This window comes from Thalassospira sp. MCCC 1A01428 (assembly GCF_002115825.1).
In the GTDB taxonomy this organism is placed as follows: domain Bacteria; phylum Pseudomonadota; class Alphaproteobacteria; order Rhodospirillales; family Thalassospiraceae; genus Thalassospira.
The window spans coordinates 1-21,245 of record NZ_JFJZ01000057.1 but is presented as its reverse complement, the minus strand read 5'-3'; the positions used below and the strand labels follow the sequence as shown (position 1 = coordinate 21,245).

The following is a 21,245-nucleotide window of genomic DNA, read 5'->3' as shown; positions in this document are numbered from 1 at the left end:
AGCCGTGAGAGGACGTTTACATCATGAATAACATCCCTTCTCTTCCTCTTGCGGGTAAGCGCGCGCTTGTCACCGGGGCCGCACGCGGCATTGGTGCAGCCATCGCGCTGAAGCTGGCCGAAGATGGCGCAGACGTTGCCATCACCTATGAAAAGTCAGTCGAAAAGGCCGAAGCTCTTGTTGCCGGGATCCGTGCTATGGGTCGCAAAGCTATTGCCATGCAGGCAGATGCGGCCAGTTTAGAAGCCGCGACGACAACCGTTGAGCGGACCGTCGAGGAGCTTGGCGGTCTTGACATTCTGGTCAATAATGCCGGCGTCCTTTTTGCCGGTGATTTCGCCACTCAGCCATTGGAAGAAATTGATCTGCAGTTGAACGTCAATGTGCGCGGGGTTTTTCTGATCACCCAGGCGGCGCTGAAGCACATCCCGAATGGTGGTCGCATAATCAGTACCGGGAGTAACGCGGGTCTGGCTGTTCCGTTTGCAGGGATTGCCGTTTATGCCGCAACCAAATCCGCGTTGGAAAGCTTCACCCGTGGGCTTGCGCGTGAACTGGGCGCGAGGGAGATCACCGTCAATCTGGTCAGACCTGGCCCCATCGATACCGACATGAACCCCGCCGACGGTGCGCTGGCACCTGCAATCCTGCCAAGCCTTTCAATTGCCCGGTACGGCCGCCCCCGAGAGGTCGCAGAGGCTGTCGCCTTTCTCGCCGGACCTGGTGCAGCCTATATCACTGGCTCTGGCATCCTCGTCGACGGCGGCATAAGCGCTTGAACATTGTATGAGGAGACCTCAGGTCTCCTCATACATTACATGTGCGTTGATTATTGTGGCTTTCTCGTGGAAAGGCTTCGGTATTGTCTATCTGGTAGTTTTCCGTGAGGCATTGGTTCTGTCGTCAATAGTTTACAGTTAATCATACCGTCCTGGGCATGGGACGTTATCGGTGGGAGCTTCCGTCTTTTTGAAAAGTGCAGAATTTGGTTAGTTGTTGTCGGGAAATACGCCTGTAAACCGTAACTTGCAACCGTGCGGGGAACGGGACGGTGGGCATCTCGGTAAAGGCGATACCTCGACAGAGCCGCAATCCGCAGTGGTGCGGGCAGTGCGTTCGAACTAGGCGCTTGCCTATGCCAACCGGCTTTTGATCCGTTGCTTGACTTTTTTGCAAGCGCGATAGTATGAAGTTTTTGAAAAAAATCATACGGTCGGAAAGGGTAAGTTATGTGGCATCGTTTGGTTGGGAGGTTTTCTTTCCTTTTTTTATTGCTGGCTGCCCCACTGGTCGGCGCGATGCCGGTTCATGCCGCCTTGGCACTGAATTTTTCCTGGCCGTTGAATGTGGGGCCGCTTAATCCGCATCTTTATTCGCCCAATCAGATGTTCGCCCAGAACATGGTTTACGAGCCGCTGGTGAAATACCATGCCGACGGCACGGTGGGCCCGTGGCTGGCGGAAAGCTGGCAGGTATCAAAGGATGGCCGTCGCTATCATTTCAAACTTCGCAAGGATGTGACTTTCTCGAACGGCGAGGCATTTGATGCCGATGCGGTGGTCGCCAATTTTAATGCCGTGCTGGCCAATCGTGCGCGTCATGCGTGGCTGGAACTGGTCAATCAGATTGTCGATGTCACCGCCGATGGCACATATGACGTTACCCTGACCTTAAAGGATGCTTATTATCCGGTTTTGCAGGAACTGGCCTTGCCGCGGCCGTTTCGCTTTATTGCCCCGTCGCAATTCATCGATGGTGGCACGATGCACGGCATCAAGCAGCCGATTGGCACCGGCCCGTGGGTCTTGCAGGAAACCCGCCTGGGGGAAAAAGATGTTTTTGTCCGCAATGATCATTATTGGGGACAAAAGCCATCTTATGGGCAAATTACGGTTAAAGTGATCCCCGATCCAAACAGCCGGGCAATTGCCTTTGAAACCGGCCAGGTTGACCTGATTTATGGCACCGATGGCCCGATTTCCCCCGATACCTTTGAACGGTTTCGCAAGTCCGGGCGTTATCTTGCCGCATTATCCGCCCCGTTTGAAAGCCAGGTTTTGGCCCTGAATACCAATCGCGGCCCAACGCGCGATCTGGCCGTGCGCCTTGCGATTAATCATGCGGTGAACAAGGACCTGATCATCGACAAGGTCCTGTATGGTACACAAAAACGTGCCGATACCCTGTTTGCCCCCAATGTGCCCTATGCCGATATTGGCCTGAAACCCTACGTGTTTGACCCCGATCAGGCATCGGCATTGCTTGAGCAGGGCGGTTGGGTTTTGCCCAAGGATGGCAAAATCCGCATGAAGGACGGCAAGCCGTTGCAGATTGATCTTTCCTTTGTCGGGACCGATGCGGTTGCCAAATCCATTTCTGAAATCATCCAGGCGGATTTGCGTAAGGTCGGTATTGATGTGGCCCTGATCGGCGAGGAAGAAAGCAGTGTTTATGCCCGCCAGCGCGATGGCCGGTTTGGCATGATTTTTAATCGCACATGGGGCGCACCCTATGACCCGCATGCTTTTGTCAGTTCGATGCGTGTGCCCTCCCATGCCGATTATCAGGCCCAGCTTGGCCTGCCGGACAAGGCAGAGATTGATGCCAAAATCTCGCAAACTCTGGTCGAGACGGATGAGGAAAAACGCCGTGCGCTTTATCGCGACATTTTAACGCGGCTGCATAAGGAAGCGGTTTATTTGCCGCTGACCAATGTAACGGCAATTGCCGTTGCCAAACCCGAACTGGGCAACATCCCGTTTGGGGCGATGGCAAGTGAAATTCCCTTTGAAAAACTGGTTCCCGCTGCGCCATGACCATGCTTCGTTTTACCGTCCGGCGGTTGCTGTTTTTGATACCGATGCTGTTTGTCGCCTCGGTCGCCATTTTCCTGATGTTGCGTTTGGGGCCAAGCGACCCGGCGATGGATTATTTGCGTTTGTCGCGCGTCCCGCCCACGCCGCAGGCACTTGAAAATGCCCGGCAGATGCTGGGCCTCGACCTGCCGATTACGGTGCAGTATTTTAACTGGCTGGGCGATGCCCTGCATCTTGATTTCGGTGTGTCCTATGCGCTGCAGCGCCCGGTTCTGCCCGATATCCTGTATTATCTGCCCGCCACCTTGCAGCTAGCCGGTGTTGCCCTGTTGCTTACATTGGGGGTTTCGATCCCGCTGGGGATGTGCGCGGCCCGCCATCGGGATGGTCTGCCCGATCAGTTTGTGCGGCTGGTCGCGTTTTTGGGTGTGTCGATGCCCAATTTCTGGCTTGGTTTCCTGTTGGTGTGGTTGTTATCGATCGAACTGGGCTGGTTGCCACCGATGGGGCGCGGCAGTTGGAGCCAACTGATCATGCCCGCCCTTGCCATTGCCTTTATGTCACTGTCGATCAATGCCCGGCTGTTGCGCGCCAGTATGCTGGAAGTCACCGGGCAACGGCATGTATATTATGCCCGTTTGCGCGGCCTTGGGGCGGGCAGGGTGGAACGGTCGCATATTTTGCGTAATGCCCTTTTGCCGATTGTCACCGCAACCGGCATGCATATTGGCGAATTGATTGGCGGCACCCTGATCATTGAAAGCATTTTTGGCTGGCCCGGCATTGGCCGCTATGCGGTCTCGGCGATTTTCAACCGCGATTATCCGGTGATCCAGTGTTTTACCCTGATGATGGTTCTGGTGTTCGTGCTGTGCAATCTGATCGTTGATATTGTCTATGCGTGGCTTGATCCGCGAATCCGCCTGGGTGTGGAGGAAAAGGCATGATCGGCGCATTGGAACAACGCAAATTGCCCCTGGCGGCAACCTTTGCCTTTTTAGGGGGTTCTGGCTGGCTGGTCAGGGTTTCGGCTGTTTTGGTGATGATCCTGGTGGTGCTGGCAATATTTAGCCCCTGGATCATGCCGTTTGACCCCAACGAGGTTGACCTTGCCAGCCGCCTTCTGGCCCCGGATGCCGCGCATTGGCTGGGCACGGACCATCTTGGTCGCGATATTTTATCACGCCTGATGGCGGGGACGCGCGTGTCATTGGGCTCGGTTGCGATCTCGCTTTTTGTCATCATGACATTGGGCATTCTGATTGGCGGGGCGGCAGGGTTCCTTGGCGGGCGTGCGGATCAGTTGATCATGCGCGTCACTGATATTTTCATGACCTTTCCAACCCTGGTGCTGGCTCTGTTTATGATCGGCATGCTTGGAACCGGGCTGGTGAACGTAATTGTCGCCATCGCCCTGTCGCACTGGGCCTGGTATGCGCGCATCGTGCGCAGCATCGTGATGTCGCTGCGCAATCGTGAATATATTCTGGCATCCCGGCTGGCGGGGGCGGGCCGGGTCAGGATTTTTATTGAACATCTTTTGCCGGCAACCCTGTCGCAGCTTCTGGTGCTGGCAACGCTGGATATCGGGCATATCATGTTGCATGTCGCGGGGCTGTCGTTTCTGGGGCTTGGGGTGATGCCACCAACGCCGGAATGGGGCGTAATGATCAATGATGCCCGACAATTCATCTGGACCAATCCTTTATTGATGGTATGGCCGGGGCTGGCCCTGTTTCTAAGTGTTATGGCCTTTAACGTGATCGGTGATGCGGTGCGTGACCGGCTTGATCCCCACCTGCGCGAGGAGCATGTCCATTGATGTCGCCGACACTTCTGTCGATCTCTGATTTAACAGTCACAACACAAAAGCATGGCAAGACCTGCAAACTGGTTGATGGCCTGTCGCTTGATATTACATCGAGGCGCGTTTTGGCCCTGGTCGGGGCCAGTGGCTCGGGTAAATCGCTTAGCTGTGCGGCGTGTCTGGATGTTTTGCCCGCCGGGGTGAAACGCCAGGCCGGGCAGGTGAAGCTGGATGGCACGGGCATTAATTTTGCCGCCCTGCGCGGGCGCATTGTCAGTTCGATCATGCAAAATCCGCGCAGTGCCTTTAACCCGGTCATGACCATGAAGGCCCATGCGCGCGAAACCTTAAAGGCACTTGGCCTGGCACGGGATACCGGTAATGTGGGTATTCTTGCCGCCTTTCGCGATGTCGGGCTGGACGAACCCGAGCGTATCCTGAACTTGCATCCGTTCGAGATGAGTGGCGGGATGTTGCAACGGGTGATGATCGCAATGGCGCTTTTGGGCGATCCGCCCTTCCTGTTTGCCGATGAACCGACGACCGATCTTGACCTTGTAGTGCAAAAACACATCCTGGATCTGCTGGAAAGTGTGGTGGCGCGCCGCGGGATGGGCATTTTGCTTGTCACCCATGACATGGGGGTGGTGGCGCGCTTGGCTGATGATGTGGCGGTGATTGATGCGGGAAAAATCGTTGAAAAGGCCCCGGTTCAACAGATTTTTGAACGACCGTCTCATCGGGTAACGCGCAATCTGGTTGCGGCCCATTTATCCTTATACGGGCAGGAGGTTGCCTGATGTCCCTGTTATCGGCGCAAAATGTTTCTCATGGGTATCGCAGTTTTTCGTTGCTGGGGCGGTCGCGCTATCATCCGGTGTTAGGGGATGTGTCGATGGAAATTGGCCGGGGGGAAACACTTGCCCTGTTGGGGCGCAGCGGATGCGGCAAAAGCACGCTGGCACGGTTGTTAATCGGTCTTGAAACCCCGATGCACGGGGATATCCGGTTTGAAAGAAAACCCTTAAATAACCTGTCCCAAGCCGACAGGCTTGCGCTGCGTTGTGCTGTGCAGATGGTGTTTCAGGATTCAATTTCGGCGGTTAATCCCCGCAAAACAGTGGGCGAGATCGTGGCCGAACCCCTGCGCCATTTAACCGATATGACCGTGGCACAGCAAAGCCAGCGGGTGGTTGAATTGCTGGAATCGGTTGAGTTATCTGCCGAAGATGCCGAAAAACGCCCGGCAACCATGAGCGGCGGACAGTTGCAGCGCGTGTGCATTGCCCGGGCACTGGCCCCGAAACCCGCCCTTGTTATTTTAGATGAGGCGGTGTCGAACCTTGATCTTCTATTACAGATCCAAACCCTGGATCTGCTGCGCGGGCTACAGGAAAAATCCGGCCTGTCATTTTTGTTCATTACCCATGATTTGCGGCTGGTTGAACGGTTTTGTTCGCGCGTCATGGTGATGGACGGGGGCAGGATTGTCGAGGAAGTAGCGGTTCGCGGCGAGGTTCGTTTGGAACATCCTGCAAGCAAACAGTTACAGGATGCCATTCTTCCCGCCTGGCCCAGGGGCTGTGCGAAGCCTGATCTGGCGGGTGATGACGTCAGGCAGCCCATGATTGCGAATGTGTGATTGCAAAGAAAATTCCGGTTGGTCGGCGCGCCTGTCTCAGAAACATTGAAACAGGCTCCCGCTGCCATTTATTTCAAAGGGTGCATCCGAGAATTTCACGCTCGATATAATCGGCCCCTTCTTCGCCCTTCAGGCTGCGCCGCCACAGGCGGTTGGTCATTTCGCTATAAAGCTCGATCGCTTCGGGCGCGGCGCTAACAGTGGCAACACCCAGGCGGATATTGGCGAAGGTGCCCAAACGGAACGGGCTGACAACCACGCGGGTTTCCGTGCCCTGTTTAAACAGCTGGAAGGTCGCCCCCGGCATTGAATCGACAATCACCCCGACCTGGGTGCCAATGGGCTGATCGCGCAACAGACGGACGATGTTTTTAATCTCGTTACGTGCAATTTCGCGGCGAAATTCCAGGTCGGCGCGGCTGGGTTCAAATGTGCCGACAAAGCCGGTGCGCAGGAATTGCGACAATTCGGCCGCGCAGACCAGGCTGACCGTATTGGGGGTGCGTTCTCGAAATGATTTTTTGCGCTGCTTAAGGATTTTCATCAGCGCATCGACGTCGCGCAGGGCGGTTGTGCGGTCCGACGCGTCCTCGGGAATGCTTTCGGTCAGAATGGTGGGTAATATTTCGTCAAACCGGTCCGTGGTTAAAAGATAGGATACCGGGTCAAACAACATGCTGATCTGGTCGGCCTGTTCTTCAAGTTGACGCATTCTTTCAAAAAAACTGACGGCAGACCCAATATATTCCACCCCCACGCCCAACAGATTGGGCAGTGTGACATTCAGCCCGTCGGCAATTTTGCCCAGGGTGTCAAGTTTGGGAGGATGGCCGCTTTCATAACGGTAAATGGCAGCCCGCGAAACGCCGATTCGTTCGGCCAGTTCCTCGGGCGACATGCCTTTGCCCATGCGAAAAGCCTTGATCCGCTGGCCGATATCCTCTCCCGCGATTTCTGCAGTCATGTCATTGTGTCGCATGTTGTTTGCGTAAATTAGATATCCAACTATAGCGCAAAATTTCAAAAAGTCTCAATTATTAAGATTTTTTTTCATAAATCTCTTTTTTGAGAAAATTATTGACTTGTTCGACGAAGGTGGGAAGATGGTAATTCCTTTTTCGTTCTGTCGAAACCTATCAGGGGGCTTCTACTAATGACGTTTTCAAAACCGGCAAAAATTTTTGCTGCCGCGTTGTGCATTTCCGGGTTGAGTGTGTTTTCCGCACAGGCCGCAGAATTTGTTGCAAAGATCGGACATCTTGAATCAGCGCAGCAAAGCCGGAACATCTATCTGGAAAAAGTTGCCAAACTGGTGAATGAACGCACCGACGGCAATGTTGAATTTGAAATTTACCCGCAGGGCCAGCTTGGCAACCAGCGCCAGATGACCGAAGGCACCCAGCTTGGTGTGCTCGAGGCGACGGTTTCCCCGGCGGCTTTCCTCGGTGGGTTTAACCCGGCGGTTTCGGTTCTTGATATTCCCTATCTGATGCCTCAGGACTTCAAGCAGGCACAGGCTATTCGCGATAGCGCGTTTGGCAAGGAACTGATGGCGTCTTTCTCGTCAAAGGGTGTGGTGGCCATTGGCCTGTGGCCGAATGGCTTTAAGCAGTTCACCTCGAACCAGCCGATTGAAAACTGGAAAGAATTTGCCGGTCAGAAATTCCGCGTGATGGATTCCAACATCCTGATCGAACAGTTCAAGGCAATGGGCTCATCGGCAATCGCACTGCCGTTTGGTGAACTTTACACCTCGCTTCAGATGGGTGTTGTCGATGGCGAGGAAAATCCGCTCGATACCATCGAACGCATGAAATATTACGAAGTTCAGAAGAACCTTGTTGTTTCCGACCACGGCGCAATGGAAGACGTGATCCTGTTTAACGATGCTTTCTGGAATTCACTGCCGGAAAACTATCGCAAGGTCATTGTCGATACTTTCCATGAAGTGATCCCGGACCTGGTCAAGGACAAGGCTGACAAGGTTGCAGCCGCCCTTGAAGTCGTTAAGAAGAACGGCATGAATGTGCGCGTTGCCACCCCGGAAGAACGTAAAGCCCTGCGCGAGGAAGTTTATCCCGCGACCAAGGCGGCATATGTCGAGCGTGCCGGTGATGAAGGCAAAAAGCTGATCGACCTTTACGAAAAGGCCTATGCCGACGTCGTAGGTAAGTAATCATCCAGTGGCGGCACGGTGCGGGTTTTCGCATTGTGCCGCCATTTTTGTTTTTAAATTTTCCAACCATCGGCACCAGCGATAATCATAAACGATGCCGGGGAGACAGCACATGGCGACGCTTTTAAAGGTTCTAAGAACGACCGAGCGCATTTTTCTCGTTACCATCTTTTTGCTGATGGTCGGGCTTTTTACCCTTGGTGTGGTGGTGCGCGAAGTTGCCCCGCAATATTCCAGCGATTTTTCCTGGATCGAGGAAGCCGTTCAGATGCTCAATCTGTTTTTGGTCTTCTGCGCGCTGGGCCTGGCGCTGGAACGCAAACGCCATGTTGGTGTCACCACCTTTCGCGATGCTCTTTCCCCGGGCAAACGCAAAGCCGTTTTTGCCCTGATCGATCTGGTCGGTGTTCTGTTTTCAATTTACACCACCTATCTTGGCATCGAGATGGTGCAGTTTGTTTTTGCCTCCGGTCAGCATAGCCCGACTTTGAACATTCCAATGGCCTGGATCTATCTGGCGCCCACCGTTGGCTTTGCCCTTTTGGGGCTGCGTTATGCCCTGAGCCTGTTTGGTGTGATCGACCGTTTCTCCCCCGATAATGCCCAAAATGCTGCCACGCCCGAAAAAGGAGCCGCATGATGTTGATCGCCATTATTGCTGCGACCGTCGTGTTGATGGCGCTGGGCTTCGAAATGTTGCTTGTCCTGGGCTTGCCTACACTTGCGATCAAGGAAGTTTTTTACGGGCGTTTGCCCGATGTGGTGTTTGTCCAGAAATTGCTGGGCGGCATTAACCATTCAACCTTGCTTGCCATTCCGTTTTTCCTGTTTGCCGCCCAGCTGATGGCATCGGGCCAGATCACCCGTCGTTTGATGGGGCTGGTCAGTGCGATGCTGGGCCATACGCGGGGCGGGATCGGCCATACCGTTATTGGCGGGTCGATGGCGTTTGGTTCTGTTTCCGGCTCTGCCCCGGCAACGGTGGCGGCCCTTGGCGGCATGGTTTACCCGGAACTGCGCAAAAGCGGTTATTCGGAAAAATTCAGTCTGGGGCTGATTGTGTCCAGTGCGGAAACCGCCCTTTTGATTCCGCCCTCGATCACCTTCATTGTCTATGGCTGGATGACGGGCACCTCGGTGGCACAGCTTTTTGCCGGTGGCCTTGCCATTGGGGTTGTGCTGGCCCTGATTTTTGGTCTGCTGGTGATGTTCCACGCAGCCCGCCAAAATGTAACAGCCCGGCCGCGCGTTCCCTGGAAACAGCGCCTTGAGGCCCTGATTGCCGCAGGCTGGGCGCTGGGTATGCCGATTATCATTCTGGGCGGGATTTATTCCGGCACCTTCACCCCGACCGAAGCCGCCGCCGTGAGCGTGGTTTACGCCATTTTTGTCGAGGCCGTGATTTATCGCGAACTCAGCTTTGCCAAGCTGGTTGAAATTTGCGAAGCCAGCGCCATTTCAACCGCAGTGATTTTTGTCCTGCTGGCCTTTGGCGGTGTGCTGTCATTCTTTGTAACCCTGGCACATGTGCCGACCTCCATTTCCGCCTTTTTGGCTGCGATCGATGCCGGGCCGATCCTGTTTTTGTTGATCCTTAATGTCTGCTTTCTGATTGCCGGCATGTTTATCGACCCCAATTCGGCCCTGCTGATTTTGGTGCCGCCGCTGTTTCCCGTGGCGACCAGCCTGGGCATTGATCCGGTGCATTTGGGCATGATTGTTACGTTGAATATCAGCCTGGGCATGATCACGCCGCCCTTTGGTCTGGATCTGTTTGTGGCGTCATCGACGCTGGATAAACCCGTGACCAAGATCATTGCTGGGGTTTGGCCCTTTGTTGTGGCGAACCTGATTGCGTTGCTGATCGTCACCTACATACCGCAGATTTCGCTGTTTATTCCCAACCTGTTATTTAGGTAAGGAAACGTCCAATGACTGCCGCTGTCCTACATGTAACGCCGGATTCGGTTCCGGCGAACGAACGGGTATTTGAAAGTGAATGCCTGGTTAAAAGCAATATTCCGGTCAATAACGACTATCGGTTGCTGATCCTTGATGCCCCGGCCGAGATTTTGAATTGCACGCCGGGCCAGTTTTTCCATATCCAGTGCCCGGTGCGCGGGGGCCATCAGCCCTATCTGCGCCGCCCCATGAGCATCTATGGCTATTTCCCTGAAAAGGGCGAATTGCAGTTCCTGTATAAAATTGCAGGCGAGGGGACCGCAGCATTAGCCGAGCTTAAAACCGGTGAAAGCCTGAATGTGGTGGGGCCGTTAGGCCAGGGCTTTCATATCGCCCAGGATTGGCAAAATCTGCTGTTGTTGGCACGTGGTGTGGGCCTGGCAACCTTGGCACCCCTGGCATTGGAGGCACAGCGCCTGGGTAAAAAGCTGACCGCCATTTGCAGTGCCCGTTCGCCAGAATTGCTGATGTCGATTGATTATTTTCGCGATTTGGGCGCGGAGATTATTACCGTTACCGATAGCGAAGGCACCTCTGATCTGGCCCATTTGCAGGGCGTGATTGAAGGCCTGATTGCCGGGCCGGGCATTGATGCCTTTTATACCTGCGGGTCCAACCGTTTGCTGAAATTGCTTCAGGAAATGGGGGCAAAACACAATATTCCCGGCGAAATCGCCCTGGAACAGCAAATGGCTTGCGGGCTGGGCATGTGCCAGTGCTGTGTGCGTTCCTTCCGGGCGGAAAGCGGCATTGTTCATAAACGGGTGTGCAAGGAAGGTCCGGTATTTGACCTTCAGGAGGCAATGGGATGGTAGATCTTTCCGTTCAAATTGGTGATTTAAGCCTGAAAAATCCGATCATGCCGGCATCGGGGACATTCTCCGAAGATTTGGCGACGGTTTTTGACCTCAATATGCTGGGCGCGCTGGTCACGAAAACCATTACCCGCGGCCTGCGCCAGGGCAACCCGACCCCGCGTGTCTGCGAAGTGTCGGGATCAATGCTGAATTCCATTGGCATCCCCAGCAAGGGTGTCGGGCATTTCATTACCAATATGGTGCCGTTTTATCAGGCTTATAACAGCCCGCTGGTGGTGAGCATTTCCGGCAACACCGCGGATGAATTTGCCCGCCTGTGCGAAGAAATCAGTGTGCCGGGTGTCGCCGCGATCGAGGTGAATATTTCCTGCCCCAATATCGAGGAAGACGGCAAGGCCTTTGCCATGCGTCCGGCCTCGACCCTGGATGTGATGCGCAAATTGCGCGCCGCAACCGATTTGCCGTTATGGGCCAAGTTAACGCCCAATACCGGTGAAACATCCGATGTGGCCCGTGCCGCCGAAGAAGGCGGGGCCGATGCCCTGGTGGTATCGAACACCATGTTGTCGATGTCGATTGATGTGCAGTCGCGCAAACCGCGTCTGGGCAATTTGATGGGCGGGCTTTCCGGCCCGTCCTTAAAACCGATCAGCCTGCGCATGGCCTATCAATGTGCCAAGGCGGTGGACATTCCGGTGATTGGCTGTGGCGGCATTTCCACCATTGATGATGTGCTGGAATATCTGATTGCCGGGGCATCTGCCGTGCAGGTGGGGACCGCAACATTCATCCATCCGACCGTGATGGTGCAAATAATTGGCGAGCTGGAAGCCTATCTGGCGCAACACAATATGGCCTCGGTCCGGGAGCTGATTGGCAGTGTCCGTGACGAGGAAGCCGCCGACACCGTTGTCTTTATGGAGGCCGCACCATGAACAATATCGTTCCGTCCTCGACCTTTTCCCAGCAGGATCGCGACATGGTTGCGGGCCTGTTTGCCGAAATTGGCGCGCAAACCGCCGATACCGAAGGCGTCAGCCGCCCGGCCTATTCCGGCATTGAAACCGCAACCATTGATTATCTGGTTGAATTTGCCCGCAAACACGGGCTTGAGGTTGAATTTGATGCCGCCTGCAACGCGCTTTTTTCCCTGCTCGAAGACAAGGCGGCAGAGAAATTCGTGCTTGTGGGATCGCACGCCGATAGCGTGCCCAATGGCGGCAATTTTGATGGTCTGGCCGGTATTCTTGCCGGGTTGATTTGCCTGGTCCGCGCGAAAAATGAAGGCCGCCATTTTGCCCGTCCGGTGAAGGTGATTGCCCTGCGCGGCGAGGAAAGTGCCTGGTATGGCCCGTGTTATATCGGCTCCAAGGCGCTGTTCGGGCTTTTGGGCACGACCGAGCTTTCGGCCCGCCATAAGGGCGATGACCGCCCGCTCGCGGAGCATATGGCCGATATCGGCATTGATATGGCGCCGGTAAAAGCCGGGGAAAAGCTGTTCGATCCGTCGCGCCTGCTGGCTTATGTTGAATTGCATATCGAACAGGGGCCGTTGCTGGTCAACAAGGATTTGCCGGTTGCCAATGTTTCGGGCATTCGCGGTAATTTCCGCCATAAGGCGATTACCTGCATTGGCGAACCGGGCCATTCCGGTGCGGTGCCACGCGCCTATCGCAGGGACCCGGTATTGGCCACGGCGGACCTGTTTACCCGTCTTGATGATGACTGGGACACCATCTTGCAAAAGGGCGATGACCTGGTGCTGACCAGCGGGGTTGTCGGCACCGACCCGCAAAAACACGCCATTGCCCGCATTCCCGATAGCATATCCTTTAGCCTGGATGTGCGCAGCCAGGATGCCTCAACCCTGGATGCGATGCGCGATTTGTTGCGCGCCCATATGCGGATTGTCGAACGTAATCGCAAAATACGCTTTGAGCTGGATGATGAATTAAGCGTCGCACCAGCCCTGTGTGATGGCGATGTGGTGGCAGGTATTTCGTCGGCCATGCGCCGCCTTGGGTTCGAGGATTATGTCATGCCCAGCGGGGCCGGGCATGATGCTGCCGTGTTTGCCAATAATGGTGTGCCCACCGGCATGATCTTCATTCGCAATCGGAACGGGTCGCATAACCCGCGCGAAGCAATGGAGATTGATGATTTCATGGCCGCAAGCTCGGTTCTGTATGAATATCTGACCGATGCGGAGGCGGCATGAAAATAACCGAACTCACCCTGCGCCGTCCCGATGACTGGCATTTGCATTTGCGCGACGGGGCGATGATGCGCGCCGTGCTGCCTTATAGCAGTGCCAATTTTGCCCGGGCGATCATTATGCCCAATCTGGTGCCGCCGGTGGTTCGTGCAGATGATGCCAGGGCCTATCGCGACCGCATTTTGGCCGCCATACCCGCCGGGCATGATTTTACCCCGCTCATGACGCTGTATCTGACCGAAACCACCAATGCCGATGATGTGGCCGCGGCCTATGAGGCCGGTTTGATTTCGGCGTTAAAGCTTTACCCCGCCGGGGCAACGACCAATTCCGAGTCTGGTGTGCGTAATATTGAACGCATCCTGCCGGTGCTGGAGCGCATGGCGCTGCTGGGCATTCCGTTATGTGTGCACGGCGAAGTGACCGATCCGGAGATTGATATTTTTGATCGCGAGGCAGTATTTATTGAAAGGGTGCTGCGCCGCATTGTTGACCGGGTGCCCGAACTGCGCATTATCATGGAGCACATCACCACCGAAGAAGGTGTGCAATATGTGTGGGAAGGCGGCCCCAATATCGCCGCGACCATTACCACCCATCATTTGATCATTAATCGCAATGCCATGCTGGTTGGGGGTATTCGCCCACATTATTATTGCCTGCCGGTGGCAAAACGCGAACAGCACCGTTTGGCGTTGCGCAGGGCGGCAACATCGGGCAATGAAAAATTCTTTTTGGGCACGGATTCCGCCCCGCATCTTGATGCGCGCAAGGAAAGTGCCTGTGGCTGTGCCGGAATGTTTACTGCACCCAACACCCTGTCCTGTCTGGCACATGTGTTTGAGGAAGAAGGCGCGCTTGACCGCCTGGAGGCTTTTGCGTCATTGAATGGCCCAGTCTTTTACCGTTTGGCGCCCAACGAAACACGCATCAGACTGGTCAAAAGGCAAACGCCCTTTGAGGTGTCGGCAAAAATCGGTACGGATGAGGGTTTGCTAACGGTGTTTGATCCGGGATTTCCGCTTTACTGGCATCCCGATATCGCCGATACGGCAAACCCGGGCGATGCTGTAACCAATACGAGGACCTGAGATGTTTTCCAATGCCTTTCCCGAACGTGCCCTGATGGCGGAAATGACGGCCAAAATGCTGCTTGAGATCGAGGCGGTGCATTTTCGGGCCGACAAGCCGTTTACCTTTACCTCGGGTCTTGCCAGTCCGGTTTATATTGATTGCCGAAAACTGATTTCGTACCCGCGCATTCGCATGACCCTGATGGATTTTGCCGCCTCGCAAATTTTGCGTGATGCCGGCTTCCAGAAATTCCAGGCTGTTGCGGGCGGGGAAACAGCGGGCATTCCGTTTGCCGCCTGGCTGGCCGACAAGCTGGCCTTGCCGATGCAATATGTGCGCAAAAAACCTAAGGGTTTTGGCCGGGACGCGCAAATTGAAGGCGATATCATCGAAGGAGCCAATGTGCTGCTGGTCGAGGACTTGACCACCGATGGCGGCAGCAAAATCAATTTTTGCGAGGCATTGCGCCGTGCCGGTGCCAATGTGACCGATACGCTGGTGATTTTCTATTACGACATCTTTCCGCAAACCCGCGAAAAGTTGAAAGAACACGGGCTGGAACTGCATTGGCTGGCAACCTGGTGGGATGTTCTCGCTGTGTGCAAGGCCCAGAACTATTTTGACCCGAAAACCCTGGATGAAGTTGAAGCCTTTCTGACCAATCCGACCCAATGGTCGGGGCAGCATGGCGGCGCAACCGAAATTACGCTTTGAGAAGGGATACCAATATGTACGAAAAACTGATCACGGTTATGCAGGGCGATGCCCTGGGCGTGCAGGCCTATGAAGAATGCAGCCGCATTGCCGCAACCGCCATTACTGAAAAATCGGGCGATGCCGCCCCGTTTTTGCTACTGGGCATGATTGCCAACCGCTTTATCGATGCCTATCGCGACCAGCCGTTGACGCGTAAAACTGCCGAAGACCAGGCAAAACGCTATGTCGAGCTGTGCAGCGCGTTTCGCGAAGCCTTTGTAAACGGCAGCGATGCGGACAAGCTGAATATTCTCAACGAAACCGCGCGGGCCTATAACGCCGAAACGCTGTAAGCGTTACGGTTTTATCGCCTTTGGCATGGTTTTAAACGTCGTGTCCTGATGCGCGCGATCTTTACGCTGCCGCCTGTTTGAACGGGCGGCAGTTTTTTGTATGGCACAGGTTACATTGCTGTTTTTGACCAAATCTCCTTCGGCCATTGTAGGTGATATCCGATATCATTTGGTGGTCTCGACGTTATACCGCAGGGCTTTGGTCATAACCGCTTCCAACAGGTTTGCATCGCGAACGGCACGATTGGCACATTGATGACGCTTGCATGAATAGCGATCAGCCCTGTGTGTGCCCATGCTTTGCTGCCGACAATTTTTGCAAGCGGCTAAAAATGCTCAAACACTTGCCAACTCACGTATACGTCGGCTCTATCTGGACAAAAGAACCAGAACGTTTCAATCTTGCTCCGAGCCATCAAATGCCGGGATTAAATATCATGGTTCATAATCGTTTCACTTATTATTTGCATTTATAATGCGCATTTTTACATGTAAAATAAAATTATGCAGCTTACACGTTTCACGGACTATGCCCTTAGGGTCATTATGCATTTGGCCGCCGCCAATGGCAGCCTGATGTCGACCCGCGAGATCGCCGCCATTCACGATGCCAAGTATAATCATTTGACAAAGGTCACCCAATGGTTGGCAGGCGAGGGATATCTTGAAACCGTGCGCGGGCGTTCCGGTGGCATTACCCTGGCAAAACGCCCGGAAGATATTTCCATCGGGAAACTCGTACGCAAACTTGAAAGTCAGTCTGCGTTGGTTGAATGCATGCGTGAAGATGGCGGTCACTGCCGCCTGTCGTCTGCTTGCGGACTGGCAAGTGCGCTTAAAGAAGCAGAAGAGTCGTTTTTTGAATCTCTCGACAAAGTTACTCTGGCCGATATCCTGACACGGCGTCATGGTCTTGTTGGCATTCTGGCTGGGATGAACTCAGAAAAAACCAATTCTTCTCAATAAGTTAATAGATAACCTCTCGAGCCTGTTTTTAAAGATTAAAATAAGCATTTACAATGCATGTTTATCGTAATATATGCATTTCAAATGCTTATTTACGAGGCCGAGATGATGAAACCAGACAAGCTTGATCCCGATAAACTTCCGGAAGTTCTTACCCGGTTTTACGGCCGTATCCGCAAGGACCCGGACCTTGGACCGGTCTTTAACGATATTGTCGAAGATTGGGATGAGCATCTGCTAAGACTGGAAGATTTTTGGTCTTCATTGATGTTGTCGACGGGACGCTACAAGGGAAATCCGCTTGCGATGCATCGCCTTCATGTCGCGGCAATTTCGCCTGGGATGTATGATCGCTGGCTTCTCATCTGGGCCCAAACGACGAATGAAATGCTGTCGCCAGAGATTGCCAATGTCATGCAGATAAAGGCAACCCGCATCGCAGAACGCTTAAAAAGCGTGATGTATGAACCGACGCACGGCGGGTACTACCAGCTTTCACGTTCCTGAACGTTCCTTTCTATCACGACCAGGCGTTTTTCGCCGGCCCTGACGATCGGCACCTTGCGTGTTGGCCGCAGGGGCCGAACCCTTTCTGCTGCCTTGAATAAAACCACCACGGAGACTTCCGAAATGTCACAATCGCTGTCCCCCCGCACCATCGAACTGGTAAAAGCCACCGTCCCGGCCCTCGGTGCGCACGGTACTGACATCACCAAGGTCATGTATGCCAAACTGTTTCAGGACGCCCATATTCGTGCGCTGTTCAATCAGTCCAATCAGGGAGAAAGCGGATCGCAAGTTAAGGCCCTTGCCGCTGCAATCCTTGCTTATGCGCGCAATATCGATAACCTTGAGGCACTCGTGCCGGTGGTTGAACGGATTGCGCACAAGCATATCGGTTATCATATCCTTCCCGAACATTATGCCTATGTGGCGCGTGCCTTGATCGGGGCGATTGCCGAGGTGCTTGGCGATAAGGTCAATGAAGACATCCTTACTGCCTGGGGCGAAGCATACTGGTTTCTGGCCAATATCCTGATCGAACGGGAAACCGGCATTCGCGAAAATCTTGAAAGCCGAACAGGCGGATGGAATGGTTGGCGCAAATTCCGGATTTCGGAGAGACGCCGGGAAAGCGACGTAATCACGTCCTTCATTCTCTCACCGGTCGACGGCCAACCTGTGCTGGCGCATCGGCCTGGTCAGTATCTGACCCTGAGGTTTGCCCTGGCCGACGGGACGGAAATCAAACGTAACTATTCGATTTCCTGCGCACCCAATACCTTGCATTACCGTATTTCGGTTAAGCTTGAACCCGCGGGACAGGGTGGGTCGCGCTTTCTTCACCAAGTTTCGGAAATTGGCGACATACTTGAAATAACCCCGCCTGCGGGTGATTTCTTCCTGCCAGACGAACCTGAACGCCCGATTGTCCTGTTGTCGGCAGGTGTCGGCCTGACACCGATGGTTAGCATGGTTGAAACCATCGGGACACATTATCCCGATATCGAGGTTCACTATGTGCATGGTGCGCTAAACAGCCGAACACACGCAATGGACCAACATGTCCGTTCTATCGCACACCAGCATGGCAAAATGTCGGTCGCAACATTTTATAGCGACCCGGCCCCGCAGGATTCCGCCGGGATTACCCATGACCAAAATGGCTTGATTTCGCCCGAATGGCTGCGCGACAATACGCCATTTTCAAATGCGGACTTCTTCTTGTGCGGCCCCAAACCGTTCTTGCGCGGTATGGTCAATGACCTCGGGACACTCGGGATCAAGCCGGAACGCATCCATTATGAAATTTTCGGCCCGAGTGACGAAGAAATCGCCGCCTGATCCACGAAGCCGCCCGTCAACCAGGTTGCGCGCCCTGCCGACATATTTCGTCGTTCTTACGTTACATTATATAAGAGTGCGATTGCCCCGACCCGGAAGGGGCAATCGCTAAGCAGCCTATCCATAACCCTGAAAGAACGTATCTGTCCGGGCGAGAAGTGCCTTTTTCACTATAGCGGGACCGTTTCATGCCATTTCTCTTTTGTCGAAGAACAGATTAACCAAATTTCGAGGATATTTCTTTTGGGGCCGGACAAGGATGATTAGCTAAAAACGGCAGTACAGGTCGACGACAATATTTACATTTCCTGTGCCTAATTATCGGCGTCAATCAGACCGGAGATAACGAGTGGGTTCTGACCATATCCACCATTCTTTAGCGGATCGCCGATCATCGTTAGTAACTGACGGCAATCGCGTTCAATACGTCGTTCCATCACATTGGCCACCCCAAGAATGAGACCGGAAGGAGAGCAAGATCCACCGTTAAACCAGGGGGACAATGGTGCAGGCCCAAGGCCGGCAGCGCGAGCATCGACAAATATGTTTTGGTCATCAAAGCCCTCAGGAATAGGCATCACCACTGACAACGCCGCAGGAACAGCTGTATGTACCCCAAACTTGGTAAGTGTCTCCAAAAGGCGACCTCTGCGTTCGCAATATAGTCGCCTCGTTCGCCTTAAATGTCGCAGATAATGGCCTTCACGCAGGAATTCCGCGAGTGCAACCTGGACCGCAGCGTTCGGCGGCGACCCGAGCCAGGTGGCGATATCGATTAATCTGCGCGCGAGCGGCAAAGGTGCAACGAGGAAGCCTATACCGACCATCGGACTAATAGTCTTGCTGAACGTGCCAATGTGGATGACACGATCTGCTCCGGAGCCTGACGCTAGCGCGTTAGAAGGTTGGCCGGACAAATGTAGTTCCGCCAGATAATCATCCTCGACAATCCAGGCATCCGATTTTACAGCCCAGCGAATTAGCTCGAGGCGCCGCTCCTGTGACATTGTGACACCACTAGGTGCTTGCTGCCCGGGCGTCACAACGGCGACCGTTGCCTCTGGCGCCAATTTTTGACCATCTTGAACCGAGAGTCCTTGTTTATTAACTGGAATAGGCACCACATTGACGCCAGCAAATTCGAGTGCCAGCCGGGTCATGGGGTAACCTGGGTCTTCTACCCAGGCTTTTTTGCCCGTCGCATCTATGGCGCGAAGAGCGAGCGATAGCCCGCTTCGGAACCCGCCGGTTATAATAATCTGATCTGGCGAACATTCTATGCCACGAGAGATGGCGACATGCGATGCGATTGCAGATCTCAATTCTATCAACCCGCGTGGATCAGAGAGGCCCGTGCGTAGTGCGGTAGTTTGCACCGCCTGTCGAAACAGGCGCGCCCACAAAGTGGCAGGAAAAGCATCAGCGGCAGGGACGCCCATCTGGAAGACCAATGGATCATCAGAGCGATATGAGGCATCCGGCGGGAGGAAGTTACGACTCTCCGATCCGATTGTCGGAACGATTGAAGGCGGTAGGATATCAACTACCCGGGTCCCTCCTGAACGCGATGTCACAAGGAGCTGCCGATCGACAAGTTTTTCGTAGGCGGCTCTTACAGTACCTCGGGCTACGCCAAGTTGCGCCGAAAGGTCACGCCAGGAAGGTAGACGACCTCCTGGCTGAAGTGCTCCCTCCGTGATCGCAACTTCAATATGGCGTGCAATTTGGTCGACAAGCGTCGTAGAGCTCGCGCGATCAAGTTGCAGTTCTATCATGGTTGAGGGGGCATTCCATTCCATGAGTTCAATAATACTTTGCGAAAAAGAAATGATAGCGGCAGCGAAAATCAGAGATGGCCTTCTCGATCACGACAGCACCCTCAGGACCAGCAATATTGAATGCTCCAGAACTATCGTGATTCACGCCTGGTGCCGTAGGCTCTTTCTGTCCCGTGGTCGTTCGGTCCGGGCCATTGCTTATGTATCCGGTGCCGTGAAGTGGGGGGATAATCGAACGACCAATGCGACCAGGTGCCCCGGTTACAAACACTCTCTTTGTCACGCCAAATTACTCCTTCGCAACTTGAGACCTAGAGGCAGGTTTGAGAACCTCCGATGACAGATAGTTCGAGAAAATTCTCTCTGTCATGGAATTACCGAGGGTCGCTGCCTCGAATATTCTAATATAAATACACGGGCCATGAATTTCAGAAGCACTGTTCTTTGTAATTCTGAACTACAGGTAGTATAGCCGTTGTAATGAACGAGTGGCAAAACTCTATTTCACACGCTCCGTTAATGACGGGCATAAGAGCGGTCGACAGTGTGACACTGTTAGAAGTTTGTAAACGATGAGGAAAATGTTCATGCGACTTACCTCAGTGACTTTTCAAAGCCAATTACTTCTCTGATCAGTCCCTCCCGCTCATAAAAGTGGCGCGGGTCGGTGTTTGTTGCTGCAATGTCGAAAACCAGCCGACGACAATACTCGTCCACACCGATACATGCCAGCTCTCGCAGGAGAGCTGTGCCAAGGCCTTTTCCGCGTTCTCCCTCGGATGTAACCAGATCATCAACGTATAAAAAGCTGCCGTGGATCAGGTTCTCCATCCTTCGGTATCCGGCGAGCGCTAAAACCTGATTACCTTCCCACGCAGCCAGAATGCGGTATCCCTCTGTGGCCATGCCCGACGCCCGTTCTATCCACTCGGCAGCGTCCGCTAATTCCGGGCGCAATTGGGAAACTACCGGGAAGCACGCGGTCAGCTCATCCTCTCCATGCACATGTCGAAGTATAATTCCAGGTGGCAATGAAGGTACGTTAAGCAATTTTCTCATGCTTGCCTCGATAGATTTTAGTTGTTTAGTCCCGGCAT

The 21,245-nt window shown here is 54.0% G+C and carries 21 protein-coding genes; 18 read left to right on the top strand and 3 right to left on the bottom strand.

Annotated elements, in window-relative coordinates; translation table 11 throughout:
- The first annotated feature begins 23 nt into the window (after positions 1 to 23).
- The 6 genes from THS27_RS23545 to nikE all read left to right on the top strand — a co-directional run bounded on the left by THS27_RS23545 (position 24) and on the right by nikE (position 6,265).
- Positions 24 to 779 carry an SDR family oxidoreductase gene (locus THS27_RS23545; protein WP_085595074.1) on the top strand — a complete coding sequence of 252 codons (756 nt, stop codon included), beginning with the start codon at positions 24 to 26 and terminating at the stop codon, positions 777 to 779.
- Between the two features lie 450 nt (positions 780 to 1,229).
- A complete protein-coding gene (gene nikA / locus THS27_RS23540; protein WP_210403000.1) occupies positions 1,230 to 2,816 on the top strand; it encodes a nickel ABC transporter substrate-binding protein in 1,587 nt (528 codons plus the stop codon).
- A complete protein-coding gene (gene nikB / locus THS27_RS23535; RefSeq protein WP_246833085.1) occupies positions 2,813 to 3,763 on the top strand; it encodes a nickel ABC transporter permease subunit NikB in 951 nt (316 codons plus the stop codon). Before nikA ends, nikB begins: the two co-directional genes overlap by 4 nt.
- Entirely contained in the window at positions 3,760 to 4,638 is an 879-nt protein-coding gene (nikC, locus tag THS27_RS23530; protein ID WP_085595072.1) for a nickel ABC transporter permease subunit NikC, read from the top strand. Before nikB ends, nikC begins: the two co-directional genes overlap by 4 nt.
- The gene (locus tag THS27_RS23525) at positions 4,638 to 5,423 is read left to right on the top strand and encodes a nickel import ATP-binding protein NikD (RefSeq protein WP_085595070.1); all 786 of its coding nucleotides are present in this window, start codon (positions 4,638 to 4,640) and stop codon (positions 5,421 to 5,423) included. Before nikC ends, THS27_RS23525 begins: the two co-directional genes overlap by 1 nt.
- Entirely contained in the window at positions 5,420 to 6,265 is an 846-nt protein-coding gene (gene nikE / locus THS27_RS23520; protein WP_210403001.1) for a nickel import ATP-binding protein NikE, read from the top strand. The genes THS27_RS23525 and nikE overlap by 4 nt, the downstream gene beginning before the upstream one ends.
- 73 nt (positions 6,266 to 6,338) lie before the next feature.
- On the opposite strand, the gene THS27_RS23515 is transcribed toward nikE, so the two are convergent.
- On the bottom strand, positions 6,339 to 7,229 hold the full coding sequence (locus THS27_RS23515; RefSeq protein ID WP_085595080.1) for a helix-turn-helix domain-containing protein: 891 nt from the start codon (positions 7,227 to 7,229) through the stop codon (positions 6,339 to 6,341).
- A gap of 189 nt (positions 7,230 to 7,418) precedes the next feature.
- On the opposite strand from THS27_RS23515, the gene THS27_RS23510 reads away from it, so the two are divergent.
- From THS27_RS23510 to hmpA, 12 genes are all read left to right on the top strand, one after another.
- Positions 7,419 to 8,441, top strand: coding sequence for a TRAP transporter substrate-binding protein (locus THS27_RS23510; RefSeq protein ID WP_085595066.1), 1,023 nt, complete (start codon positions 7,419 to 7,421; stop codon positions 8,439 to 8,441).
- A 112-nt stretch (positions 8,442 to 8,553) separates the two neighbouring features.
- The gene (locus THS27_RS23505) at positions 8,554 to 9,081 is read left to right on the top strand and encodes a TRAP transporter small permease (RefSeq protein WP_085595064.1); all 528 of its coding nucleotides are present in this window, start codon (positions 8,554 to 8,556) and stop codon (positions 9,079 to 9,081) included.
- Complete coding sequence (locus tag THS27_RS23500) at positions 9,078 to 10,361, top strand: TRAP transporter large permease (RefSeq protein ID WP_085595062.1); 1,284 nt, start codon at positions 9,078 to 9,080, stop codon at positions 10,359 to 10,361. The genes THS27_RS23505 and THS27_RS23500 overlap by 4 nt, the downstream gene beginning before the upstream one ends.
- A gap of 11 nt (positions 10,362 to 10,372) precedes the next feature.
- Positions 10,373 to 11,218 carry a dihydroorotate dehydrogenase electron transfer subunit gene (locus THS27_RS23495; RefSeq protein ID WP_085595060.1) on the top strand — a complete coding sequence of 282 codons (846 nt, stop codon included), beginning with the start codon at positions 10,373 to 10,375 and terminating at the stop codon, positions 11,216 to 11,218.
- Positions 11,212 to 12,156: a dihydroorotate dehydrogenase gene (locus THS27_RS23490; RefSeq protein ID WP_085595058.1), complete on the top strand. Its 945-nt coding sequence runs from the start codon at positions 11,212 to 11,214 to the stop codon at positions 12,154 to 12,156. Before THS27_RS23495 ends, THS27_RS23490 begins: the two co-directional genes overlap by 7 nt.
- The gene (locus THS27_RS23485; protein WP_085595057.1) at positions 12,153 to 13,439 is read left to right on the top strand and encodes a Zn-dependent hydrolase; all 1,287 of its coding nucleotides are present in this window, start codon (positions 12,153 to 12,155) and stop codon (positions 13,437 to 13,439) included. The genes THS27_RS23490 and THS27_RS23485 overlap by 4 nt, the downstream gene beginning before the upstream one ends.
- On the top strand, positions 13,436 to 14,527 hold the full coding sequence (gene pyrC, locus THS27_RS23480; RefSeq protein ID WP_085595055.1) for a dihydroorotase: 1,092 nt from the start codon (positions 13,436 to 13,438) through the stop codon (positions 14,525 to 14,527). The genes THS27_RS23485 and pyrC overlap by 4 nt, the downstream gene beginning before the upstream one ends.
- A gap of 1 nt (position 14,528) precedes the next feature.
- Positions 14,529 to 15,224 carry an orotate phosphoribosyltransferase gene (locus THS27_RS23475; RefSeq protein ID WP_085595053.1) on the top strand — a complete coding sequence of 232 codons (696 nt, stop codon included), beginning with the start codon at positions 14,529 to 14,531 and terminating at the stop codon, positions 15,222 to 15,224.
- A 14-nt stretch (positions 15,225 to 15,238) separates the two neighbouring features.
- A complete protein-coding gene (locus tag THS27_RS23470) occupies positions 15,239 to 15,559 on the top strand; it encodes a hypothetical protein (protein ID WP_085595051.1) in 321 nt (106 codons plus the stop codon).
- 504 nt (positions 15,560 to 16,063) lie between these two features.
- Positions 16,064 to 16,525, top strand: coding sequence for an Rrf2 family transcriptional regulator (locus THS27_RS23465; RefSeq protein WP_085595049.1), 462 nt, complete (start codon positions 16,064 to 16,066; stop codon positions 16,523 to 16,525).
- 105 nt (positions 16,526 to 16,630) lie between these two features.
- On the top strand, positions 16,631 to 17,032 hold the full coding sequence (locus THS27_RS23460; protein ID WP_085595078.1) for a group III truncated hemoglobin: 402 nt from the start codon (positions 16,631 to 16,633) through the stop codon (positions 17,030 to 17,032).
- A gap of 123 nt (positions 17,033 to 17,155) precedes the next feature.
- Entirely contained in the window at positions 17,156 to 18,370 is a 1,215-nt protein-coding gene (gene hmpA, locus THS27_RS23455) for an NO-inducible flavohemoprotein (RefSeq protein ID WP_085595047.1), read from the top strand.
- A gap of 314 nt (positions 18,371 to 18,684) precedes the next feature.
- Here the strand turns inward: hmpA and THS27_RS23450 are convergent, their stop codons facing one another.
- Positions 18,685 to 20,145 carry a PLP-dependent aminotransferase family protein gene (locus THS27_RS23450; protein ID WP_085595045.1) on the bottom strand — a complete coding sequence of 487 codons (1,461 nt, stop codon included), beginning with the start codon at positions 20,143 to 20,145 and terminating at the stop codon, positions 18,685 to 18,687.
- 597 nt (positions 20,146 to 20,742) lie between these two features.
- On the bottom strand, positions 20,743 to 21,245 hold a 503-nt coding region (locus tag THS27_RS23445), incomplete at its 5' end, for a GNAT family N-acetyltransferase (RefSeq protein ID WP_210402999.1).

Bases quoted from the DNA above. Each gene is read 5' to 3' on its own strand.
- THS27_RS23495 (WP_085595060.1), top strand. From the start codon at position 10,373: ATGACTGCCGCTGTCCTACATGTAACGCCGGATTCGGTTCCGGCGAAC.
- THS27_RS23505 (WP_085595064.1), top strand. From the start codon at position 8,554: ATGGCGACGCTTTTAAAGGTTCTAAGAACGACCGAGCGCATTTTTCTC.
- THS27_RS23465 (WP_085595049.1), top strand. From the start codon at position 16,064: ATGCAGCTTACACGTTTCACGGACTATGCCCTTAGGGTCATTATGCAT.
- THS27_RS23515 (WP_085595080.1), bottom strand. From the start codon at position 7,229: ATGACTGCAGAAATCGCGGGAGAGGATATCGGCCAGCGGATCAAGGCT.
- THS27_RS23490 (WP_085595058.1), top strand. From the start codon at position 11,212: ATGGTAGATCTTTCCGTTCAAATTGGTGATTTAAGCCTGAAAAATCCG.
- nikB (WP_246833085.1), top strand. From the start codon at position 2,813: ATGACCATGCTTCGTTTTACCGTCCGGCGGTTGCTGTTTTTGATACCG.
- THS27_RS23510 (WP_085595066.1), top strand. From the start codon at position 7,419: ATGACGTTTTCAAAACCGGCAAAAATTTTTGCTGCCGCGTTGTGCATT.
- THS27_RS23460 (WP_085595078.1), top strand. From the start codon at position 16,631: ATGATGAAACCAGACAAGCTTGATCCCGATAAACTTCCGGAAGTTCTT.
- THS27_RS23475 (WP_085595053.1), top strand. From the start codon at position 14,529: ATGTTTTCCAATGCCTTTCCCGAACGTGCCCTGATGGCGGAAATGACG.
- THS27_RS23485 (WP_085595057.1), top strand. From the start codon at position 12,153: ATGAACAATATCGTTCCGTCCTCGACCTTTTCCCAGCAGGATCGCGAC.
- THS27_RS23545 (WP_085595074.1), top strand. From the start codon at position 24: ATGAATAACATCCCTTCTCTTCCTCTTGCGGGTAAGCGCGCGCTTGTC.
- hmpA (WP_085595047.1), top strand. From the start codon at position 17,156: ATGTCACAATCGCTGTCCCCCCGCACCATCGAACTGGTAAAAGCCACC.
- pyrC (WP_085595055.1), top strand. From the start codon at position 13,436: ATGAAAATAACCGAACTCACCCTGCGCCGTCCCGATGACTGGCATTTG.
- THS27_RS23500 (WP_085595062.1), top strand. From the start codon at position 9,078: ATGATGTTGATCGCCATTATTGCTGCGACCGTCGTGTTGATGGCGCTG.
- nikC (WP_085595072.1), top strand. From the start codon at position 3,760: ATGATCGGCGCATTGGAACAACGCAAATTGCCCCTGGCGGCAACCTTT.
- nikA (WP_210403000.1), top strand. From the start codon at position 1,230: ATGTGGCATCGTTTGGTTGGGAGGTTTTCTTTCCTTTTTTTATTGCTG.
- THS27_RS23450 (WP_085595045.1), bottom strand. From the start codon at position 20,145: ATGATAGAACTGCAACTTGATCGCGCGAGCTCTACGACGCTTGTCGAC.
- THS27_RS23525 (WP_085595070.1), top strand. From the start codon at position 4,638: ATGTCGCCGACACTTCTGTCGATCTCTGATTTAACAGTCACAACACAA.
- THS27_RS23470 (WP_085595051.1), top strand. From the start codon at position 15,239: ATGTACGAAAAACTGATCACGGTTATGCAGGGCGATGCCCTGGGCGTG.